This is a genomic window from Micromonospora sp. WMMD714 (genome assembly GCF_029581315.1).
Lineage (GTDB): Bacteria > Actinomycetota > Actinomycetes > Mycobacteriales > Micromonosporaceae > Micromonospora > Micromonospora rifamycinica.
This window is the reverse complement of the sequence record NZ_CP120744.1, coordinates 3,484,420-3,502,343: the sequence shown is the minus strand read 5'-3', so window position 1 is coordinate 3,502,343 and position 17,924 is coordinate 3,484,420. Positions and strand designations below refer to the sequence as shown.

Below are 17,924 nucleotides of genomic sequence, written 5' to 3'. Positions count from 1 at the left end.
GGAGACAGCGCGGCGCATTGCGTCAGTGTCGCATGCCACCGTGAACCTCAGATCACACCGGAGCGCTCACCGACTGCCGGCCACCGCCGGATCACCCACCGCCACGAACGGCGTCAGCTCGGCGGCGAGCGCCTCGGACACCCGGACGTGCAGCGACGTGCCCTCCGGCAGGTGGACGGTGCCGAGCACCTCACCCTGCCGGTGCAGCCGGGCGACCAGGTCCCCCCGGTCGTACGGCAGCACCACCCGGACCTCCACCGCCGGGCGGGGAAGCCGCTGCTCGATCGCCTCGCGCAGCCCGTCGATCCCGCGCCCGTTGTGCGCCGAGACGAAGACCGCGTCCGGCCAGAGCCGCTTGAGCCGCAGCAGGGACTCCTCGTCGGCGGCGTCGGTCTTGTTGACCACCAGCAGCTCGGGCAGCCGGTCGGCACCCACCTCGGAGAGCACCTCGTGTACCGCCCGGACCTGCTCCTCCGGGTCGGGGTGGGTGCCGTCGACCACGTGCACCACCAGATCGGCCTGGGCCACCTCCTCCAGCGTCGAGCGGAACGCCTCGACGATCTGGTGCGGCAGGTGCCGGACGAAACCCACCGTGTCGGACAGCGTGTAGAGCCGCCCGTCCGACGTGGTGGCCCGGCGGGTGGTCGGATCCAGGGTGGCGAAGAGCGCGTTCTCCACCAGCACGCCCGCACCGGTGAGCCGGTTGAGCAGGCTCGACTTGCCGGCGTTGGTGTAACCGGCGATGGCCACCGCGGGAACGGCGTTGCGGGAACGGCGGGCGCGCTTGGTCTGGCGTACCGTCTTCATCGCCTTGATCTCGCGGCGCAGCCGGGCGATGCGGTGCCGGATGCGCCGCCGGTCGGTCTCCAGCTTGGTCTCACCCGGACCACGCAGGCCCACGCCGCCGCCGGCGCCGCCACCGCGCCCGGAACCACCGGTCTGCCGGGAGAGCGTCTCGCCCCAACCACGCAGCCGGGGCAGCAGGTATTCGAGCTGGGCCAGCTCGACCTGTGCCTTGCCCTCCCGGCTCTTGGCGTGCTGGGCGAAGATGTCGAGGATCAGCGCGGTGCGGTCGACCACCTTGACCTTGGTGCGCTGCTCCAGGTTCCGCAGCTGGGACGGGGACAGCTCACCGTCGCAGATCACCGTGTCGGCACCGGTGGAGAGGACCACCGCGCCCAGGTCGTCGACCTTGCCCCGACCGACGTAGGTGGCCGGGTCGGGGCGGCTGCGGCGCTGGACCAGCCCTTCGAGCACCTGTGAGCCGGCCGTCTCGGCCAGCGCCGCCAGCTCGGTCAGCGAGTTGTCGGCGTCCTGCTGGGTGCCCTCGGTCCAGACCCCGACCAGGACGACCCGCTCCAGCCGGAGCTGGCGGTACTCGACCTCGGTGACGTCGGTCAGCTCGGTGGAGAGGCCGGGGACCCGCCGCAACGCCTGCCGCTCCGACAGCTCGTACTCGCCGGTCGTGGCGTCGAGGTCGTCGTCCGAGTAGGGGGTGTGGGTCTCCTGGTCTCGCAAGCTGTGTCTCCTGTCCGTTCTGTGCATGTACCGAGTAATCCTGACACGGGTCAACGCCGAACGCGACAGGTATATGCCCGTGGCGCGGGTCGCCGAACGCGGGGGCGGCTGCCGCCGGAGCCCGGTGGGCGAGTAGAAATGCTGACGAGCCGCCAGCGACGACGGAGGTATTTCCGTGGCCATCACCCGACTGCCGAGTGCCGGATTCTCGATCACGATCCGGATCGCGGTCCCCGCGGACGCCTCCTCGATCGGCCGGCTGACCACATCGGTCGGCGAGGCCGGGGCGATCGTCACCGCGCTGGACGTGGTCGACTCCGACCCGACCCACGTGATCGTCGACCTCACCTGCGACACCGCCGACGCCGGCCACGCCGACCAGGTCGTCGAGGCGCTCAGTGCGCTCGACGGGGTGGACGTGCGCAAGGTGTCCGACCGGACGTTCCTGCTGCACCTCGGGGGCAAGATCGAGGTGCACTCGAAGGTCGGGCTGCGCACCCGTGACGAGCTGTCCCGGGCGTACACCCCGGGGGTGGCCCGGGTCTGCATGGCGATCGCCGAGAACCCGGCGGACGCCCGGCGGCTCACCATCAAGCGCAACACGGTCGCCGTGGTCAGCGACGGCTCGGCGGTCCTCGGCCTGGGCAACCTCGGCCCGGCGGCGTCGCTGCCGGTGATGGAGGGCAAGGCCGCGCTGTTCAAGCGGTTCGGCGGGGTGGACGCCTGGCCGGTGGTCCTGGACACCCAGGACACCGACGAGATCGTGGCGATCGTCAAGGCCATCGCCCCGGCGTACGGCGGGATCAACCTGGAGGACATCGCCGCGCCGCGCTGCTTCGAGATCGAGGCCCGGCTGCGCGAGGCGCTGGACATCCCGGTCTTCCACGACGACCAGCACGGCACCGCGATCTGCGTGCTGGCCGCGCTGACCAACGCGCTGCGCGTGGTGGGCAAGCAGCTCGCCGACGTCCGGGTGGTCGTCTCCGGGGCCGGCGCGGCCGGCACCGCGATCATGAAACTGCTGCTGCGCCAGGGCGTCGGCGACATCATCGCGTACGACCGGCAGGGCGCCCTGCACCGCGGGCTGACCGGGCTCAACCCGGCCTGGCAGTGGCTGGCCGACAACACCAACGCCGAGAACTACTCCGGCGACCTGGCCGGTGCGGTCCAGGGCGCGGACGTCTTCATCGGGGTCAGCGCCCCCAACCTGCTCACCGGCGACGACGTCGCCACCATGGCCAAGGACGCGATCGTCTTCGCGCTGGCCAACCCCGATCCGGAGGTCGACCCCCGGGAGGCCCGCAAGCACGCGGCGATCGTCGCCACCGGCCGCTCGGACCAGCCCAACCAGATCAACAACGTGCTCGCCTTCCCCGGTGTGTTCCGGGGCATGCTGGACGCCCACGCCGAGGAGTTCACCGAGGAGATGGCGATCGCGGCGGCCCGCGCCATCGCCGACGTGGTCGGCGAGGACAAGATCAACCCGACCGTGATCGTGCCCAGCGTCTTCGACTCCCGGGTCGCCCCGGCGGTCGCCGCCGCCGTCCGCGCCGCCGCCCAGAACCCCGCCGTCACCCCGCCGCCGGCCGCCGACCCGGGCCCCGCCGACCTCCCCGAGATCGCCGCCACCGCCAGCGCCACCCCCTGACCCCCCACCCCACCCCTCCTCCCCCTCCCCGCCCGGTTCACCCCGCCTCACCCCGCCTCGCCCCGTCCCGCCTCGCCCCGTCCCGCCTCGCCCCGTCCCGCCTCGCCCCGTCCCGCCTCGCCCCGGTGATCAAGAGCTTTACGTCATCCAGACCGCTCGCCCTGCCCCAAACCTCTTGATCACCGCACACCACCCCCGTCGGGGCCGGGCGATCAAGAGCTTTACGTCATCCAGACCGCTCGCCCTGTCTCAAACCTCTTGATCACCGCAGGACACCCCCGTCGGGTGCCGGTGATCAAGAGGTTTGCGTCATTCGCCGCACCAGCGGGGTGACCTGAACCTCTTGATCACCGGGGCGAGGCGGGACGGGACGGGACGGGACGGGACGGGACGGGACGGGACGGGACGGGGCGGGACGGGACGGGACGGGGCGGGACGGGGCGGGGCGGGGCAAGACGGGGCAAGACGGGGCAAGACGGGATGCGGCGAGGCGAGGCGGGACAGGGCGGGGCGAGACGGGGACAGGGCGGGGCGCGGCGAGGCCAGAGCGTGGGGTGGTTTGTCAGGGGAGGGTCAGGGTGCCGGTGGCGACCAGGACGGCGGGGCCGGAGAGCCAGCAGGAGTCGTCGGTCACGGTCACCGTGAGCCGGCCTCCGGGGACGTCGACGGTGATCGTGCCGGTGTCCCGGGCGGCGTCGCGCAGGGCCACGGCGGCGACCGCGCAGGCGCCGGTGCCGCAGGAGAGCGTCTCGGCCGAGCCGCGTTCGTAGACCCGCATCAGCAGGTGACCGTCGGTGCCGTCCACCGGGTCGCCGGGGGTGGTGAACTCGACGTTCACCCCCTGCGGGAAGAGCCGGGGGTCGAACCCGGGTGCCCGGGTGAGGTCCAGGTCGGCCAGGTCGACGCCGGCCGGCAGGGCGCAGACCAGGTGCGGGTTGCCGACGTCCACCGCCGTGCCGGGCAGGGTGCGCCCGCCGAGGACGGCGCTCGACGCGTCGTACAGCCGGGGGCGGCGCATCTCGACGGCGATGGCGTCGCCCTCGAGCCGGGCCCGCACCACGCCGGCGCGGGTGGCCACCGGCAGGGTGCCGGCGGTCGGCGTGGCCAGCCCGCTGGCCAGCAGGTAGCGGACGAAGACCCGGGCGCCGTTGCCGCACATCTCGGCGAACGAGCCGTCGGAGTTCCAGTAGTCCATGAACCATTCGGCGGTGTCGGCGAGGGCGACCCCCTCGGGGTGCTTGGCCGCGCGCACCACCCGCAGCACGCCGTCGCCGCCGACGCCCCGCCGCCGGTCGCAGATCCCGGCGACCAGGCCGGGTGTCAGGTCGAGGGCGCCGTCCGGATCGGGCAGGATGACGAAGTCGTTGCCGGTGCCGTGGCCCTTGGTGAACTCCACGACCCCATCATCGCCGATGCCCGGCGACCACCCGCAGCGCACTGTCGACAAACGTCGGCGACGTCGGGTCCAGCCAGTGGATCCGCTGGTCGCGGCGGAACCAGGAGCGTTGCCGCCGGACGAAGCGCCGGGTGGCCCGAATCGTCTCGTCGTGCGCCTGTGCCTCGTCGGTCCCGCCGGTCAGGAAGCGCAGCACCTGCTGGTAGCCGAGCGCCCGGCTGGCCGTCCGTCCGTCGGCGAGGCCCTGCCCGAGCAGCGCACGGACCTCGGCGACCAGGCCGTCGGCCCACATCCGGTCGACCCGCAGCGCGATCCGCTCGTCGAGGAGCGGTGTGTCCAGGTCGACGCCGAGCTGTACGGCCGGGTAGTACGGCGTCGGGTCGGGCAGCGAGGCGGTGAACGGCGCCCCGGTCAGCGTGATCACCTCCAGCGCCCGGACGATCCGCCGACCGTTGCCGGGCAGGATGCCCGCCGCCGCCACCGGGTCGGCGTCGGCCAGCCGGGCGTACAGTGGGGCGGGGCCGAGCTGCGCCAACTCCGCTTCCAGCCGCCCGCGTAGCGCCGGGTCGGTGCCGGGGAACTCGAACTGTTCGAGCACCGCCCGCAGGTAGAGGCCGGAGCCGCCGACCAGCAGCGGCACCCGCCCCCGGGCCAGGATGTCGTCGACCGCCGCCCGGGCCAGGCGCTGGTACTCGGCGACGCTGGCGGGCTCGGTGACCGGCCAGATGTCCAGCAGGTGGTGCGGCACGCCGTCCCGCTCGGCCGGGCTGAGCTTGGCCGTGCCGATGTCCATGCCCCGGTAGAGCTGCATCGAGTCGGCGTTGACCACCTCGCCGCCCAGGGCGTGCGCCAGCGCGATACTCAGCGCCGACTTGCCCGCCGCGGTCGGCCCGACCACGGCGACGACGGTGCCGCTCACCGCACCCGCCCGGCCGTCCGCGCCCAGGAGGCCACCAGGTAACCGACGCCGTACGGCTGCGCGCGGTGACGCAGCTCACCGTGCCAGTCACCGCCGGCCGCCCGGACCGCCCCGGCCAGCACCTGCCAGGCCGCCCGGCCGGCGGCCTTCAGCTCCGCCGACACCACCGGGTCCAGGCCGAGCAGCGCGTCGACGTCCGCGCCGGCCAGGGCACGGGCCACCCCCTCGTCGTACGCCCCGGCGCGCGGGTCGTCGTAGCCGGGTGCCTTCGGTCCGTGGCAGGCCGAGCCGTCCCCCAGCACCAGCAGTGCCCACGGCTCGTCCGCCACGCGCCCGGCCTCGACGAGCCCGGCTCCGACGGCGGCACACCGGTCGACCGGTTCGTCCGGTGCGACGCTCACCATCCGCCAGGCGGTGGGCGTCGGCGGTCCCACCCGGTCCACCAGCCAGGCCCCGACCAGCAGACTCAACGGCAGCCCTCCGGCCCCCTCCCGGAGACCGGCAGCGGCCTCACGAAGATCGGGGACGGGACCGGGGCCTCGGGCACCCGTGACGGGACCGTCGAGGGCGGGCTCGGGACCGGTCGGCCCCGGGCCGAGGCGCACCGTCCGGGGCAGGCCCCACGGGGTGAAGCTGCCCTGGTAGGGCGGCTCCAGCTCGGCGGTGTGCTCGCCGGAGCCGACCAGCACGACGGTGCGTACACCGACGGCGTAGAGGGCGGTGACCGCGGCGGCGCAGGCGGCGCGCAGGTCCGCCAGCTCGGGCGCGGCGGCGCCGGCCAGCTCGGGCACGATCAACGGCGGGTGCGGACAGACGGCCGCGGCGACCAGGGGCACCAGGCCACGTTACCGGCCGGGCACCTCCGGCCCCCGGGGTCACCCCGAGGGCTCCGGCACCCCGCCGACCCACCGCCGCCGGCGGTCAGCCGGGTTGGCCGCCCCAGCCGCCCTGGATCATGGTCTGGAACCGCCACTGCCCGCCGGTGCGGACCAGCACGTCGGCGTAGCGCACCCGCTGCCGCTCGCCGTCGAGGGTGAACTCGGCCTCGGTGAGCACCACGGCCAGGCTGCGGGTGAGGAAGTACGGCGTGCGGCGGCTCTCCATCCGCAGGTCGCCGCCGCCACCGAGCACGCCGCCCATCATCTCCAGGTAGGCCGCCCGGTCGAGCTGGCGCGCGGAGCCCTCGCCCGCCGCATCGTCGGTGACCGTGTTGAGCGGGAACATCGCCAGCTCGGCGGTCCCGGTCACGTCACCCGCCCCGGCCAGGGCGTCGTAGTGCCGGAACCACTCGTCCAGCTCGGCGAGGTCGGTGGCGTCGGGCACGAAGCCGGGGTCGGCCGGGGGCGTCATCCGGGTGTGGGACTGGGTCATCCTGCTCCTCCTCGTCCGCCCGGAAGTGCGGGCGGCAGCATCGTGTACGTCGTACGGTACACCGTACGGCGAATGGCGACACTCCCCCCGCGGAGTCTGTATGTGGGTGCTAGGACACCGTATGGTCACGGTCAGACACAGGCGCTCGACGGGGACGGGGGCGGACCTGTGACAATGCCGGGAGCAAGTTGGCTGCGCCGTGGCGGCGATCGCGGGGGGTTTCCCGTCGACGCCGGGAGAACGAGGATGTGCACATGAGCGACTGGACTGCCTTCGGACGGGTGGACGCGGACGGCACCGTGTACGTGAAGACCGGCGACGGTGAGCGGGTGGTCGGATCCTGGCAGGCAGGTGCCCCCGAGGAGGGCCTGGCGCACTTCGCCCGCCGCTTCGCCGACCTGGTCACCGAGGTGGATCTGACCGAGGCACGCCTCAACTCGGGTACCGCCGACGCGGGTGGTTCGCTGAGCACGATCCGGCGGATCCGGGCTTCGCTGCCCGAGGCGCACGTCGTCGGGGACATCGACGGCCTCGCCACGCGGCTGGACAAGCTCGCCGTCGTCGCCGAGGAGAAGGCCGGTGAGGCGCGGGCCGCCCGGGAGGCGGCCCGGGGCGAGGCACTCGCCCGCAAGACCGCCCTGGTCGAGGAGGCCGAAAAGCTGGCCGCCGAGTCGACCGGCTGGAAGACCGCCGGTGACCGGCTCAAGGAGATCCTCGACGAGTGGAAGACCATCCGGGGGGTCGACAAGAAGGCCGACGGCGAGCTGTGGAAGCGGTTCGCCGCCGCCCGGGACGGCTTCACCCGGCGTCGGGGCGCGCACTTCGCCTCCCTCGACCAGCAGCGCAAGCAGGCGCACACGGTCAAGGAGGAGCTGGTCGCCGAGGCGGAGAAGCTCTCCGACTCCACCGACTGGGCGGCGACCGCCAACCAGCTCAAGGAGCTGATGAACCAGTGGAAGGCCGCGCCACGGGCCGCCAAGGAGTCGGAGCAGAAGCTCTGGGAACGGTTCCGCGCCGCGCAGGACGCGTTCTTCAGCCGACGTAGCGAGGTCTTCTCGGCCCGGGACAACGAGCAGCGCGCCAACCTGGAGCGCAAGCAGGCGCTGCTGGTGGAGGCCGAGGCGTTGGACGTCGACGGCGACCCGAAGGGCGCCCAGGCCAAGCTGCGGGAGATCCAGGCCCAGTGGCACGAGGCCGGCCGGGTTCCCCGGGAGGCCGCCGCCGGTCTGGAGCGGCGGCTGCGGGCGATCGACGACAAGGTCCGCGAGGTGATGGACTCGGCCTGGCGGCGGACCACCAAGGAGGACAACCCGCTGCTCGCGCAGATGCGGGCGCAGGTCGCCGAGGCCGAGGAGCGGCTGGCCCGCGCCCAGGCCGCCGGGGACGCCCGTCGGGTCCGGGAGGCCGAGCAGGCGCTCGCCTCCAAGCGGCAGTTCCTCCAGCTCGCCGAGCAGGCCGGCTGACCCCGACCACCCCGGAAGCCCTCGCTCCCCCTAGGGACCGGGGGCTTCCGCATGTCCCACCCCACCCCGACACCCACCCCGCCCGCCCCACCCCGCTCCGCCCCGACGAGCCCGACGAGCCCGACGAGCCCGACGAGCCCGACGAGCCCGACGAGCCCGACGAGCCCGACGAGCCCGACGAGCATGATCGTGCTCGATCGTGGATGTAGTGGTGTCCCGACGGTGTGATGCCACTACAACCAGGATCAGAGCCCACCGCCCGGTCAACGGCACGCCCGTCCGGTGGCGACCACCGGGGGTGCGGTTGACGCATCGAGGTGGGCTGATCAGAATGAGCGGCAGAGCCAGGTCTGTCCCACCGGCGCGAGGGCATCGACGACGGACACCGTCGTCGGGAGTCGCCGGGGCACCGCAGCGAGTGGCCGCGTCCACGTGACCCGGCACGTCGCGCGCTGTCCGCGTACCCGAGGAATGCGGGACGGACCGGCGGCGGCCGGCGTTCCCCTGGTTTTCCGCCCTGCGTCGCCGTGGTGACGCCGGGCATCCGAAGTGGAGCCCGAATGTACCGACCCCGTTTCATCGGCGCCGCGCTGACCGCGCTCGCCACCGCTGCGGCCGGCGTGATCGTCGCCGCCACCGTCGGCACCGCGCCGGCGTCCGCCGCCGGCACCGGCACCGGCTACCTGCACACCAACGGCAACAAGATCGTCGACAGCACCGGCGCGACGGTACGGCTGACCGGCATCAACTGGTTCGGCATGGAGACCGACAACCGGACGTTCCACGGGCTGTGGTCCAACAACCCGTGGCGCGGGCAGCTCGACAAGATGGCCAGCCTGGGCTACAACACGCTGCGCATCCCGTTCTCGAACGACGCCCTGAAGCCGGGGGCGACGGCCACCGGGATCAACGACTTCGTCAACCCGGACCTGGTCGGGCTCTCCCCGCTGCAGATCCTCGACAAGGTGATCAACTACGCCGGCAGCAAGGGTATGCGGGTCATCCTGGACCGGCACCGGCCGACCTCGGCCGGGCAGTCGCCGCTCTGGTACACCTCGACGGTCTCCGAGGCGACCTGGCTCGCCGACTGGAAGATGCTGGCCCAGCGGTACGCCGGCAACACCACGGTGATCGGCGCGGACCTGCACAACGAGCCGCACGCCGAGGGCACCAACCCGGCCGCGACCGGTGCGTGCTGGGGCTGCGGGGACACCGCCCGGGACTGGCGGCTCGCCGCCGAGCGGGCCGGCAACGCCATCCTCGGGGTGCAGCCGAACTGGCTGATCTTCGTGGAGGGGGTGAGCTGCCCCAGCGGTGGCCTGTCGAACGTCTGGGACAACGACACCAGCAACGACGAGGACTGCGGCTGGTGGGGCGGCAACCTGTCCAAGGCCGGGCAGTTCCCGGTCCGGCTGAGCGTGGCGAACCGGCTGGTCTACTCGCCGCACGAGTACGCCACCAGCGTCTACGAGCAGGACTGGTTCAAGGCCGCGGACTTCCCGGCGAACCTGCCGGCAGTCTGGGACCGCTACTGGGGCTACCTGTACAAGCAGAACATCGCCCCGATCATGATGGGCGAGTTCGGCAGCACCCTGGCCGACCCCCGGGACAAGGTCTGGCTGGAGAAGCTGATGGCCTACACCGGCACCGGGGTCAACGGGATGTCCTTCACCTACTGGTCGTGGAACCCGAACTCGGGTGACACCGGGGGCATCGCGCTGGACGACTGGACCAACATCAACACCGCCAAGCAGGCGATCCTCCAGCCGTACCTGATCCCGCCGACGGGTGGCGGCACCGACCCGACCGGCACCCCGACGCCGACCACCACCGGTCCGACGCCGCCGCCGACCACCACGCCTCCCCCGCCGACCACCACCCCGCCGCCGCCCACCACCACGCCCCCGCCGGCCGGTGGCTGCACCGCCACCTACAAGCAGGTCAACGCCTGGCAGGGTGGCTTCCAGGGCGAGCTGACCGTGAAGAACACCAGCTCGTCGGCGGTCAACCCGTGGTCGGTCACCTGGACCTGGCCGGCCGGGGTCACCCTGGTCAACGGCTGGAACGCCACCGTCACCCAGTCCGGCACGACGGTGACCGCCGCCGCGCCGGCCTACGCGGCGACCCTGGCGGCCGGCGCGTCGGTCACCGTGGGCTTCACCGCCAACGGTACGGCCGCCGCCCCGGGTGCGGTGAAGCTCAAGGGCACCCCCTGCTGAGCCACCACCACCACTGCTCCACCACCGGGTCGCCGGTCGACGTTTCCCGTCGGCCGGCGACCCGGCCGCTCGTTCGCACCGCCGGGCCGTTTCCACCGCTGTCACGGCGTGTCCGGCACGCCGATTTACATCTGCGCCTGTCTATGCTTTGCTCGGGAAAGCGCTTGTCCGGGCTGCGGGCGCACCACACGGGAGCCACCTCGTACCGACCTGACCCCCCGGCAGGGGCCGATCGGCGACGTCCCGAGTCACCGCGGGTGCCCACTGGCGCGGCAGCCCCACCGGCGGCTCCCCCGTCGACGGCAGCCCTGTCCCACCCGAAAAGGACGCAGCATGCGTACACCCCGGCGTCGTACGACGCTGATCGCCGCCACCACCGTCGCCCTGCTCGCCACCAGCGCACTCACCGCCGTCGCCGCCCAGGCCGCCCCCGGCTGCGCGGTCAACTACACCGTCGGCGGCCAGTGGCAGGGCGGATTCACCGGCAACGTCACCGTCACCAACCTCGGCGACCCGCTGTCGAGCTGGAGCCTGCGCTGGTCGTACGCGGCCGGGCAGACGGTCAGTGACGCCTGGAACGCCGCCGTGTCGCAGAGCGGCAGCACGGTGACCGCCGCCAACGTCGGCTACAACGGGAGCGTGCCGACCGGCGGCACCGTCTCCTTCGGCTTCAACGGCACCTGGAACAACTCCAGCAACCCGGCACCGACCAGCTTCACCCTCAACGGGGTGACCTGCACCGGAAGCACCGCCCCCACCGGCGCGCCGACCACCCCGCCGTCGAGCCCACCCCCGCCGACCACGCCCCCGCCGACCACCCCGCCACCGACCACCCCGCCGCCCGGCCAGCCGCAGACCGGCCTGGTGGGCTGGGCCACCCAGAACGGCGGCACCACCGGCGGCGGCAGCGCCGGCACGAGCACGGTCACCACCGCCTCGGCGCTGACCAGCGCGTTGAACGCCACCGGCGCGGCGGTGATCCGGGTCTCCGGCACCATCAACTGCTCGGGCATGCTGCGGGTCCGGTCCAACAAGACCGTGCTCGGCAACTCCGGGGCGACCATCGTCGGCTGCGGGTTCACCGTCAACGGCGACCGCAACGTGATCATTCGGAACCTGACGTTCCGCAACTGGAGCGACGACGCGATCAACGTGGAGAGTTCGGCCACCAACATCTGGATCGACCACAACACCTTCAGCAACGGCTACGACGGCACCGTCGACATCAAGCGGGGCTCGGACTTCGTCACCGTCTCCTGGAACCGGGTCTACAGCCACGACAAGACGATGCTGCTCGGGCACAGCGACGACAACGGCAGCCAGGACATCGGACACCTGCGGGTGACCTACCACCACAACTGGTACGACGGCAGCAAGCAGCGCAACCCCCGGGTCCGCTTCGGCAACCCGGTGCACGTCTACAACAACTACTACTACAACAACGCCGGCTACGGGGTGGCCTCCACCATGAGCGCCGGGGTGCTCGTCGAGGGCAACTACTTCGAGAACGTCAAGGACACCTACCACCTCGGTGAGGCCGACTCCGGGCCGGGCAGCCTGGTGGCCCGCAACAACCACTTCGTCAACTCGCCCGCCGGGCAGACCGGCGGCAGTGTCGCCGGCATCCCGTACTCGTACACCCTGGACAGCGCGAGCAGCGTGAAGTCCATCGTGACGGCGGGCGCCGGCGCGGGCCGCATCCCGGTCTGACCGCGCACCGGTCGGGGTCCGCCACGCCGGCGGACCCCGGCAGGTCAGTGCGCGGCGCAGCCGGTCGTCGGCGCGGGCTGCGCGGCCGGCGGCCCGACCGTGGGCAACCCGAGCGACACCCCCGGGGTACGCGGGGCGCGACCGGCCTCGGCGGCGTCACCGGCCCGGGTCCGCCGGTGGGCCAGCGGGGCGCCGTCGGCGTTGAGATGGTGCGGAGCGGCGTACGTGACGGTGGTGTGCACGATGTCGCCCGGCCGGATGGTGCCGGCCGCCCCGGGCTGACCGGCCGCCCCGGCCGCGAAGTGCACCAGACGCCCGTCCCGGGCGCGGCCGGACAACCGGCCGGTGCGCTCGTCCTTGCGACCCTCGCCGACGGCGACCAGCACCTCGACGGTCTCGCCGACCAGCTTGCGGTTCTCGGCCCAGGTGATCTCCTCCACGCAGGCGACCAACCGCTCGTACCGCTCCTGCACCACCTGCTTGGGCAGCTGATCGGGCATGGTGGCCGCCGGGGTGCCGGGGCGCTTGGAGTACTGGAAGGTGAACGCCGACGAGAAGCGGGCGGCGCGCACCACGTCGAGGGTCTGCGCGAAGTCCGCCTCCGTCTCGCCGGGGAACCCGACGATGATGTCGGTGGTGATCGCGGCGTCCGGCATGGCCGCCCGGACCTTGTCGATGATGCCGAGGTACCGCTCCGACCGGTACGACCGGCGCATCGCCTTCAGCACGTCGTCGGAGCCGGACTGCAACGGCATGTGCAGCGAGTGGCAGACGTTCGGGGTCTCGGCCATCGCGGCGATCACGTCGTCGGTGAAGTCCTTGGGGTGCGGGCTGGTGAACCGGACCCGCTCCAGCCCGTCGATGTCCCCGCAGGCGCGCAGCAGCTTGCCGAAGGCGTACCGGTCGCCGAACTCGACGCCGTAGGAGTTGACGTTCTGCCCGAGCAGGGTGACCTCCAGCACCCCCTCGGCGACCAGGGCGCGCACCTCGGCGAGGACGTCGCCGGGGCGGCGGTCCTTCTCCTTGCCGCGCAGGGCGGGCACGATGCAGAACGTGCAGGTGTTGTTGCAGCCCACCGAGATCGACACCCAGCCCGCGTACGTCGACTCGCGCCGGGTCGGCAGGGTCGACGGGAAGACGTCGAGCGCTTCGAGGATCTCCACCTCGGCGGCGGTGTTGTGCCGGGCCCGTTCCAGCAGCACCGGCAGCGAGCCGATGTTGTGGGTGCCGAAGACCACGTCCACCCAGGGGGCCTTCCGGACGATGTCGCCGCGGTCCTTCTGGGCCAGGCAGCCACCGACGGCGATCTGCATCCCCGGGTGCCGGTCCTTGACGGGACGCAGGTGACCGAGGTTGCCGTAGAGCCGGTTGTCGGCGTTCTCCCGGACGGCGCAGGTGTTGAACACCACCACGTCCGGGTTCTCGTCGGCCTCGGCGACCCGCACGTAACCGGCCTGTTCGAGCAGGCCGGAGATGCGCTCGGAGTCGTGCACGTTCATCTGGCAGCCGTAGGTACGCACCTGGTAGGTGCGCGGGCTGCCCGCCGCTGCGGTAGTCATGACGTGCACAGCGTATCCGGGCCGACCGACCCGGGCCGAGCGGGAAGACCCCAACGAGGAGGAGCCGTGTGCCGGAGCATCAAGACCCTGCGTGAGCCGTACGTGCCGGGGGTGACGCCGGCCGACATCGAGGCGGCGGCGTTGCAGTACGTCCGGAAGGTGTCCGGTTTCCGGGCCCCGGCCGCACACAACGCGGCGGCCTTCCAGGCGGCGGTCAGCGCGGTGACCGCCGCCACCGCGACCCTCCTGGACCAGTTGCAGGTCCGCGGCACCCGCCCCACCCCGCCCCCCTGACCCTCACCCCCCTCTCCCGCCCCCACCCCCGCTCCTGTCGATCATGGAGTTGTGGTGGACGGATTATGCCTATTTGACCTGTTCTGCGAGCGCCACAACTCCATGATCGACGGGGTCGGAGGTGGGGTGGGGGGTGGGGGTGGGGGTGGGGGTGGGGGTGGGGGTCAGGCGGCGGCGAGTGCCGGGTTGACCGAGTCGGGGGCCCAGCGGGAGCCGCGGCACCGCGACCAGCCCCGGCAGGCCGGGTGCGCCAGGGTGCAGAGCCGGCGACCCGAGAGCGCCTCGCCGTCGTCGGTCTCGGTGACCTCGAAGTGCACCGGCCGGATCGTGCCGCCCGGCGCGACCAGCAGGTGCCGGCCGGCGTCGAGGGTGTCGTCGGTGAGCAGGCAGTCCCGGTCGAGCAGCCGGGCCAGCGCGGCGATCGTGCCCAGCTCGTGCCGCGACTCCGGGACGCCGTAACAGTCGACCATGGTGCCGAACTCCCCCGGGGCCTGCCAGACGTCGCAGATCACCGCGTGCCGGGGCAGCCGGGCCGGGTCCGCCACCGCCAGCGGCATCACCACCCGGCCGAGCGCCTCGGCCAGGGCCGGGTAGACCGTCACGGGTTCGGCCCGGTCGATTCTCCAGTTCCACAGCTCGGTCATGCCGCCTCCTCGCTGCGTTAGTTCCCACCGGCCTCCGGATCGGGCCTTACTGACGATGGTGGGGGGCATTTGCCCCCAGACGGGGGCAAGTTACCGGTCTGTGACCATTCCGGGCAAAATTTCCCAGGGTGCCATTGCTGGGAGTGGCAGGAAGATGACAGTTTATCGGGTACGGTGCCCGGCGCGGGCCAGCCCGGCGGCGCGCCGCCGCCCCGACGCCCACCGGACGCGCGCCAGCAGGCCGGGCGCACGTCACCGGGCCGGGCAGGTCAGCAGGCCGGGCGCACGTCACCGGGCCGGGCGGGTCAGCGCACCACGACCATCGATGCGCCCCGGGGCAGCAGCTCGCCGATCACCGTGCCGCCGGGCACCTCACCGGCGACCAGCAGCCCGCCGGAGGTCTGCGCGTCGGCCAGCAGCAGCCGGTCCGCCTCGCCGGTCGACCCGAAGTCGGTCCACGGGCGCACCCAGTCCAGGTTGCGCCGGGTGCCGCCGCTGACGTGCCCGTCCCGGACCGCCGCCCGGGCCCCGGGGAGGTACGGCACCCGGGCGGCGTCGAGCGCCACCGTCAGCCCGCTCGCCCGGGCCAGCTTCGAGGCGTGCCCGAGCAGCCCGAAACCGGTCACGTCGGTGCCGCAGCGGATGCCGGCCGCGACGGCGGCGCGGGCCGCTTCCCGGTTCAGCGTGGTCATCGACGCCACCGCCTCGGCGGAGACCTCACCGGTCGCCTTGTGCCGGGTGTTGAGCACCCCGACGCCGAGCGGCTTGGTCAGCGACAGCGGCAGGCCGGCCCGGCCGGCGTCCAGGGTGATCAACTCGTCCGGGCGGACCAGCCCGGTCACGGCCAGGCCGTACTTCGGGCCGTCGTCGTCGACGCTGTGCCCGCCGGCCAGGTGGCAGCCGGCCTCCCGGGCCACGTCCTGACCGCCGCGCAGCACCTCCCGGGCCAGCTCCAGCGGCAGGACGTCCCGGGGCCAGCAGAGCAGGTTGATGGCGACCAGCGGGGTGCCGCCCATGGCGTACACGTCCGACAGGGCGTTCGCGGCGGCGATCCGCCCCCAGTCGTAGGCGTCGTCCACGACCGGGGTGAAGAAGTCGGCGGTGGTGACCAGCCCCGTCCGCTCGTCCAGCCGGACCACCGCGGCGTCGTCGCCGTGGTCCAGGCCGACCAGCAGCTCGGCGCTGCCGGTGGCCGGGCCGAGCCCGGCGACCATCGCCTCCAGCTCCCCCGGCGGGATCTTGCAGGCGCAGCCGCCACCACGCGCGTACTCGGTCAGGCGGACCCGGTCGGTCATCCCCCCATCGTCTCCGCCGGACGGTCGACCCGCCACCCGACGGTCCGACAGAAGGCGGAATTCGGACGTCCGTGCCCACCCGGCACCGGTGTTACCTCTCCGTGACCCGTGGAGTTGCGTTCCGCCACGTCGCCCCGCCTACAGTGGCCCAACCGGGGGGCAACCGCCCCCGCTTTCCGGTACGACGACAGGGACGGTGGACGACGTGGCGACCGGCGAACCGCTGATCGTGCTGGACAAGGTCAACAAGTGGTTCGGCCCCCTGCACGTGCTCGACGACGTGTCACTCTCGGTGGGCAAGGGTGAGGTCGTCGTGGTGATCGGGCCGTCCGGGTCCGGCAAGTCGACGCTCTGCCGGACGATCAACCGGCTGGAACCGATCAACGACGGGACGATCACCTTCGACGGGCAGCCGCTGCCGGCCGAGGGCCGGGCGCTGGCGAAGCTGCGCAGCGAGGTCGGCATGGTCTTCCAGTCGTTCAACCTCTTCGCCCACAAGACCATCCTGGAGAACGTCACCCTCGGGCCGATCAAGGTCCGCAAGGAGAAGCCGGCCGCCGCCCGCGAGCGCGGCCTGGCCCTGCTCGACCGGGTGGGCATCGCCAACCAGGCCGACAAGTACCCGGCCCAGCTCTCCGGCGGCCAGCAGCAGCGGGCGGCGATCGCCCGCGCGCTGGCCATGCAGCCCAAGGCGATGCTCTTCGACGAGCCGACCAGCGCGCTCGACCCGGAGATGGTCGGCGAGGTGCTGGACGTGATGACCTCGCTGGCGGGCGAGGGCATGACGATGGTGGTGGTGACCCACGAGATGGGCTTCGCCCGGCACGCCGCCAACCGGGTCATCTTCATGGCCGACGGGCAACTCGTCGAGGACGCCCCGCCGACGGAGTTCTTCGCCAACCCGCGCAGCGAGCGGGCCCGGGACTTCCTCTCCAAGATCCTCACGCACTAGGCGTCCGTAGTGGAGCGCGCCGGTTCCCGGTGCATTCCGACGAAGAAGGAGATCAGTATGCGTATGAAGCGCGTGGCGGCGGTCGCCGCGGCGGCTACTCTGGCGCTCGGTCTGGCCGCCTGCGGTGGCGACGACGCCGACGAGGGCACCGGTTCCGGCAGCAAGTCCTTCGCCGCCGGCAGCACCATGGAGAAGCTCAACAAGGCGCAGAAGATCAAGATCGGCACCAAGTTCGACCAGCCCGGCTTCGGCCAGAAGGGCCTGTCGGGCAAGCCGGAGGGCTTCGACGTCGAGGTGGCCAAGCTCATCGTCAAGGAGCTGGGCATCCCGGAGGACAAGATCGAGTACGTCGAGACGCCGTCGAAGGTCCGTGAGGACGTCATCGTCAACGGCACCGTCGACCTGGTCGCGGCGACCTACACGATCAACGACAAGCGCAAGGAGCGGATCGCCTTCGCGGGGCCGTACTACGAGGCCGGCCAGAACATCCTGGTCAAGAAGGACGACGCCACCATCACCGGCCCGGACTCGTTCAAGGACGGCGCCAAGAAGGTCTGCTCGGTCACCGGGTCCACCCCGGCCGAGGAGATCAAGAAGTACGTCAAGGACGTCGGCACCCAGCTGGTGCTCTTCGACACGTACGACAAGTGCCGTGACGCCCTCAAGGGCGGCCAAGTCGACGCCGTCACCACGGACAACGTGATCCTGCTCGGCTACATCGCCAAGGACGAGGCGTCGTTCAAGCTGGCCGGCGAGAACTTCACCAAGGAGCCGTACGGCATCGGGGTGAAGAAGGAGGACAACGACTTCCGCAACTTCGTCAACGACACGCTGGAGAAGGCGTTCAACGACGGCAGCTGGAAGAAGGCGTGGGACGACACCGCCGGCAAGTTCGGCGCGGAGCTGGGCAGCGCGCCCACCGTCAACCGTTACTGA

At 72.4% G+C, this 17,924-nt stretch carries 15 protein-coding genes; 7 read left to right on the top strand and 8 right to left on the bottom strand.

Annotation, left to right across the window (positions count from 1 at the left end; all coding sequences use genetic code 11):
• Window positions 1-66 precede the first annotated feature (66 nt).
• Window positions 67-1,545 carry a GTPase HflX gene (hflX, locus tag O7625_RS15585; RefSeq protein ID WP_282346709.1) on the bottom strand — a complete coding sequence of 493 codons (1,479 nt, stop codon included), beginning with the start codon at window positions 1,543-1,545 and terminating at the stop codon, window positions 67-69.
• Between the two features lie 148 nt (window positions 1,546-1,693).
• On the opposite strand from hflX, the gene O7625_RS15580 reads away from it, so the two are divergent.
• Window positions 1,694-3,166: an NAD-dependent malic enzyme gene (locus O7625_RS15580; RefSeq protein ID WP_282346708.1), complete on the top strand. Its 1,473-nt coding sequence runs from the start codon at window positions 1,694-1,696 to the stop codon at window positions 3,164-3,166.
• 562 nt (window positions 3,167-3,728) lie between these two features.
• Here the strand turns inward: O7625_RS15580 and dapF are convergent.
• From dapF to O7625_RS15560, 4 genes are all read right to left on the bottom strand, one after another.
• Window positions 3,729-4,562: a diaminopimelate epimerase gene (gene dapF, locus O7625_RS15575; protein WP_282346707.1), complete on the bottom strand. Its 834-nt coding sequence runs from the start codon at window positions 4,560-4,562 to the stop codon at window positions 3,729-3,731.
• A 7-nt stretch (window positions 4,563-4,569) separates the two neighbouring features.
• Window positions 4,570-5,481, bottom strand: a complete 912-nt coding sequence (miaA, locus tag O7625_RS15570; protein WP_282346706.1) for a tRNA (adenosine(37)-N6)-dimethylallyltransferase MiaA — start codon at window positions 5,479-5,481, stop codon at window positions 4,570-4,572.
• On the bottom strand, window positions 5,478-6,317 hold the full coding sequence (locus tag O7625_RS15565; protein WP_282346705.1) for a class III extradiol dioxygenase subunit B-like domain-containing protein: 840 nt from the start codon (window positions 6,315-6,317) through the stop codon (window positions 5,478-5,480). Before O7625_RS15565 ends, miaA begins: the two co-directional genes overlap by 4 nt.
• Window positions 6,318-6,402: 85 nt before the next feature.
• Complete coding sequence (locus O7625_RS15560; RefSeq protein WP_282346704.1) at window positions 6,403-6,852, bottom strand: hypothetical protein; 450 nt, start codon at window positions 6,850-6,852, stop codon at window positions 6,403-6,405.
• Between the two features lie 254 nt (window positions 6,853-7,106).
• On the opposite strand from O7625_RS15560, the gene O7625_RS15555 reads away from it, so the two are divergent.
• The 3 genes from O7625_RS15555 (at window position 7,107) to O7625_RS15545 (ending at window position 12,244) form a co-directional block, all read left to right on the top strand.
• Complete coding sequence (locus O7625_RS15555) at window positions 7,107-8,315, top strand: DUF349 domain-containing protein (RefSeq protein ID WP_282346702.1); 1,209 nt, start codon at window positions 7,107-7,109, stop codon at window positions 8,313-8,315.
• Window positions 8,316-8,875: 560 nt separating this feature from the next.
• Window positions 8,876-10,534 (top strand): cellulase family glycosylhydrolase, encoded by a 1,659-nt coding sequence (locus O7625_RS15550; protein ID WP_282346701.1) that lies wholly within the window; start codon window positions 8,876-8,878, stop codon window positions 10,532-10,534.
• A gap of 333 nt (window positions 10,535-10,867) precedes the next feature.
• The gene (locus tag O7625_RS15545; protein WP_282346700.1) at window positions 10,868-12,244 is read left to right on the top strand and encodes a cellulose binding domain-containing protein; all 1,377 of its coding nucleotides are present in this window, start codon (window positions 10,868-10,870) and stop codon (window positions 12,242-12,244) included.
• A 44-nt stretch (window positions 12,245-12,288) separates the two neighbouring features.
• Here O7625_RS15545 and miaB read toward each other — a convergent pair whose 3' ends face one another.
• Window positions 12,289-13,803: a tRNA (N6-isopentenyl adenosine(37)-C2)-methylthiotransferase MiaB gene (miaB, locus tag O7625_RS15540; protein ID WP_282346699.1), complete on the bottom strand. Its 1,515-nt coding sequence runs from the start codon at window positions 13,801-13,803 to the stop codon at window positions 12,289-12,291.
• Window positions 13,804-13,869: 66 nt separating this feature from the next.
• On the opposite strand from miaB, the gene O7625_RS15535 reads away from it, so the two are divergent.
• A complete protein-coding gene (locus O7625_RS15535; protein ID WP_282346698.1) occupies window positions 13,870-14,097 on the top strand; it encodes a DUF2277 family protein in 228 nt (75 codons plus the stop codon).
• A 164-nt stretch (window positions 14,098-14,261) separates the two neighbouring features.
• On the opposite strand, the gene O7625_RS15530 is transcribed toward O7625_RS15535, so the two are convergent.
• Together O7625_RS15530 and selD are read right to left on the bottom strand one after the other, a co-directional pair.
• Entirely contained in the window at window positions 14,262-14,741 is a 480-nt protein-coding gene (locus tag O7625_RS15530; RefSeq protein ID WP_282346697.1) for a hypothetical protein, read from the bottom strand.
• Between the two features lie 305 nt (window positions 14,742-15,046).
• Window positions 15,047-16,036, bottom strand: coding sequence for a selenide, water dikinase SelD (gene selD, locus O7625_RS15525; protein ID WP_282346696.1), 990 nt, complete (start codon window positions 16,034-16,036; stop codon window positions 15,047-15,049).
• A 196-nt stretch (window positions 16,037-16,232) separates the two neighbouring features.
• Between selD and O7625_RS15520 the strand changes: the two genes are divergently transcribed.
• Together O7625_RS15520 and O7625_RS15515 are read left to right on the top strand one after the other, a co-directional pair.
• Window positions 16,233-16,988 (top strand): amino acid ABC transporter ATP-binding protein, encoded by a 756-nt coding sequence (locus O7625_RS15520; RefSeq protein ID WP_067314364.1) that lies wholly within the window; start codon window positions 16,233-16,235, stop codon window positions 16,986-16,988.
• A 57-nt stretch (window positions 16,989-17,045) separates the two neighbouring features.
• Window positions 17,046-17,924 (top strand): glutamate ABC transporter substrate-binding protein, encoded by an 879-nt coding sequence (locus O7625_RS15515; RefSeq protein ID WP_282346695.1) that lies wholly within the window; start codon window positions 17,046-17,048, stop codon window positions 17,922-17,924.

Bases quoted from the DNA above. Each gene is read 5' to 3' on its own strand.
- O7625_RS15515 (WP_282346695.1), top strand. From the start codon at position 17,046: ATGCGTATGAAGCGCGTGGCGGCGGTCGCCGCGGCGGCTACTCTGGCG.
- miaB (WP_282346699.1), bottom strand. From the start codon at position 13,803: ATGACTACCGCAGCGGCGGGCAGCCCGCGCACCTACCAGGTGCGTACC.
- O7625_RS15550 (WP_282346701.1), top strand. From the start codon at position 8,876: ATGTACCGACCCCGTTTCATCGGCGCCGCGCTGACCGCGCTCGCCACC.
- selD (WP_282346696.1), bottom strand. From the start codon at position 16,036: ATGACCGACCGGGTCCGCCTGACCGAGTACGCGCGTGGTGGCGGCTGC.
- hflX (WP_282346709.1), bottom strand. From the start codon at position 1,545: ATGCACAGAACGGACAGGAGACACAGCTTGCGAGACCAGGAGACCCAC.
- O7625_RS15560 (WP_282346704.1), bottom strand. From the start codon at position 6,852: ATGACCCAGTCCCACACCCGGATGACGCCCCCGGCCGACCCCGGCTTC.
- O7625_RS15555 (WP_282346702.1), top strand. From the start codon at position 7,107: ATGAGCGACTGGACTGCCTTCGGACGGGTGGACGCGGACGGCACCGTG.
- O7625_RS15530 (WP_282346697.1), bottom strand. From the start codon at position 14,741: ATGACCGAGCTGTGGAACTGGAGAATCGACCGGGCCGAACCCGTGACG.
- O7625_RS15545 (WP_282346700.1), top strand. From the start codon at position 10,868: ATGCGTACACCCCGGCGTCGTACGACGCTGATCGCCGCCACCACCGTC.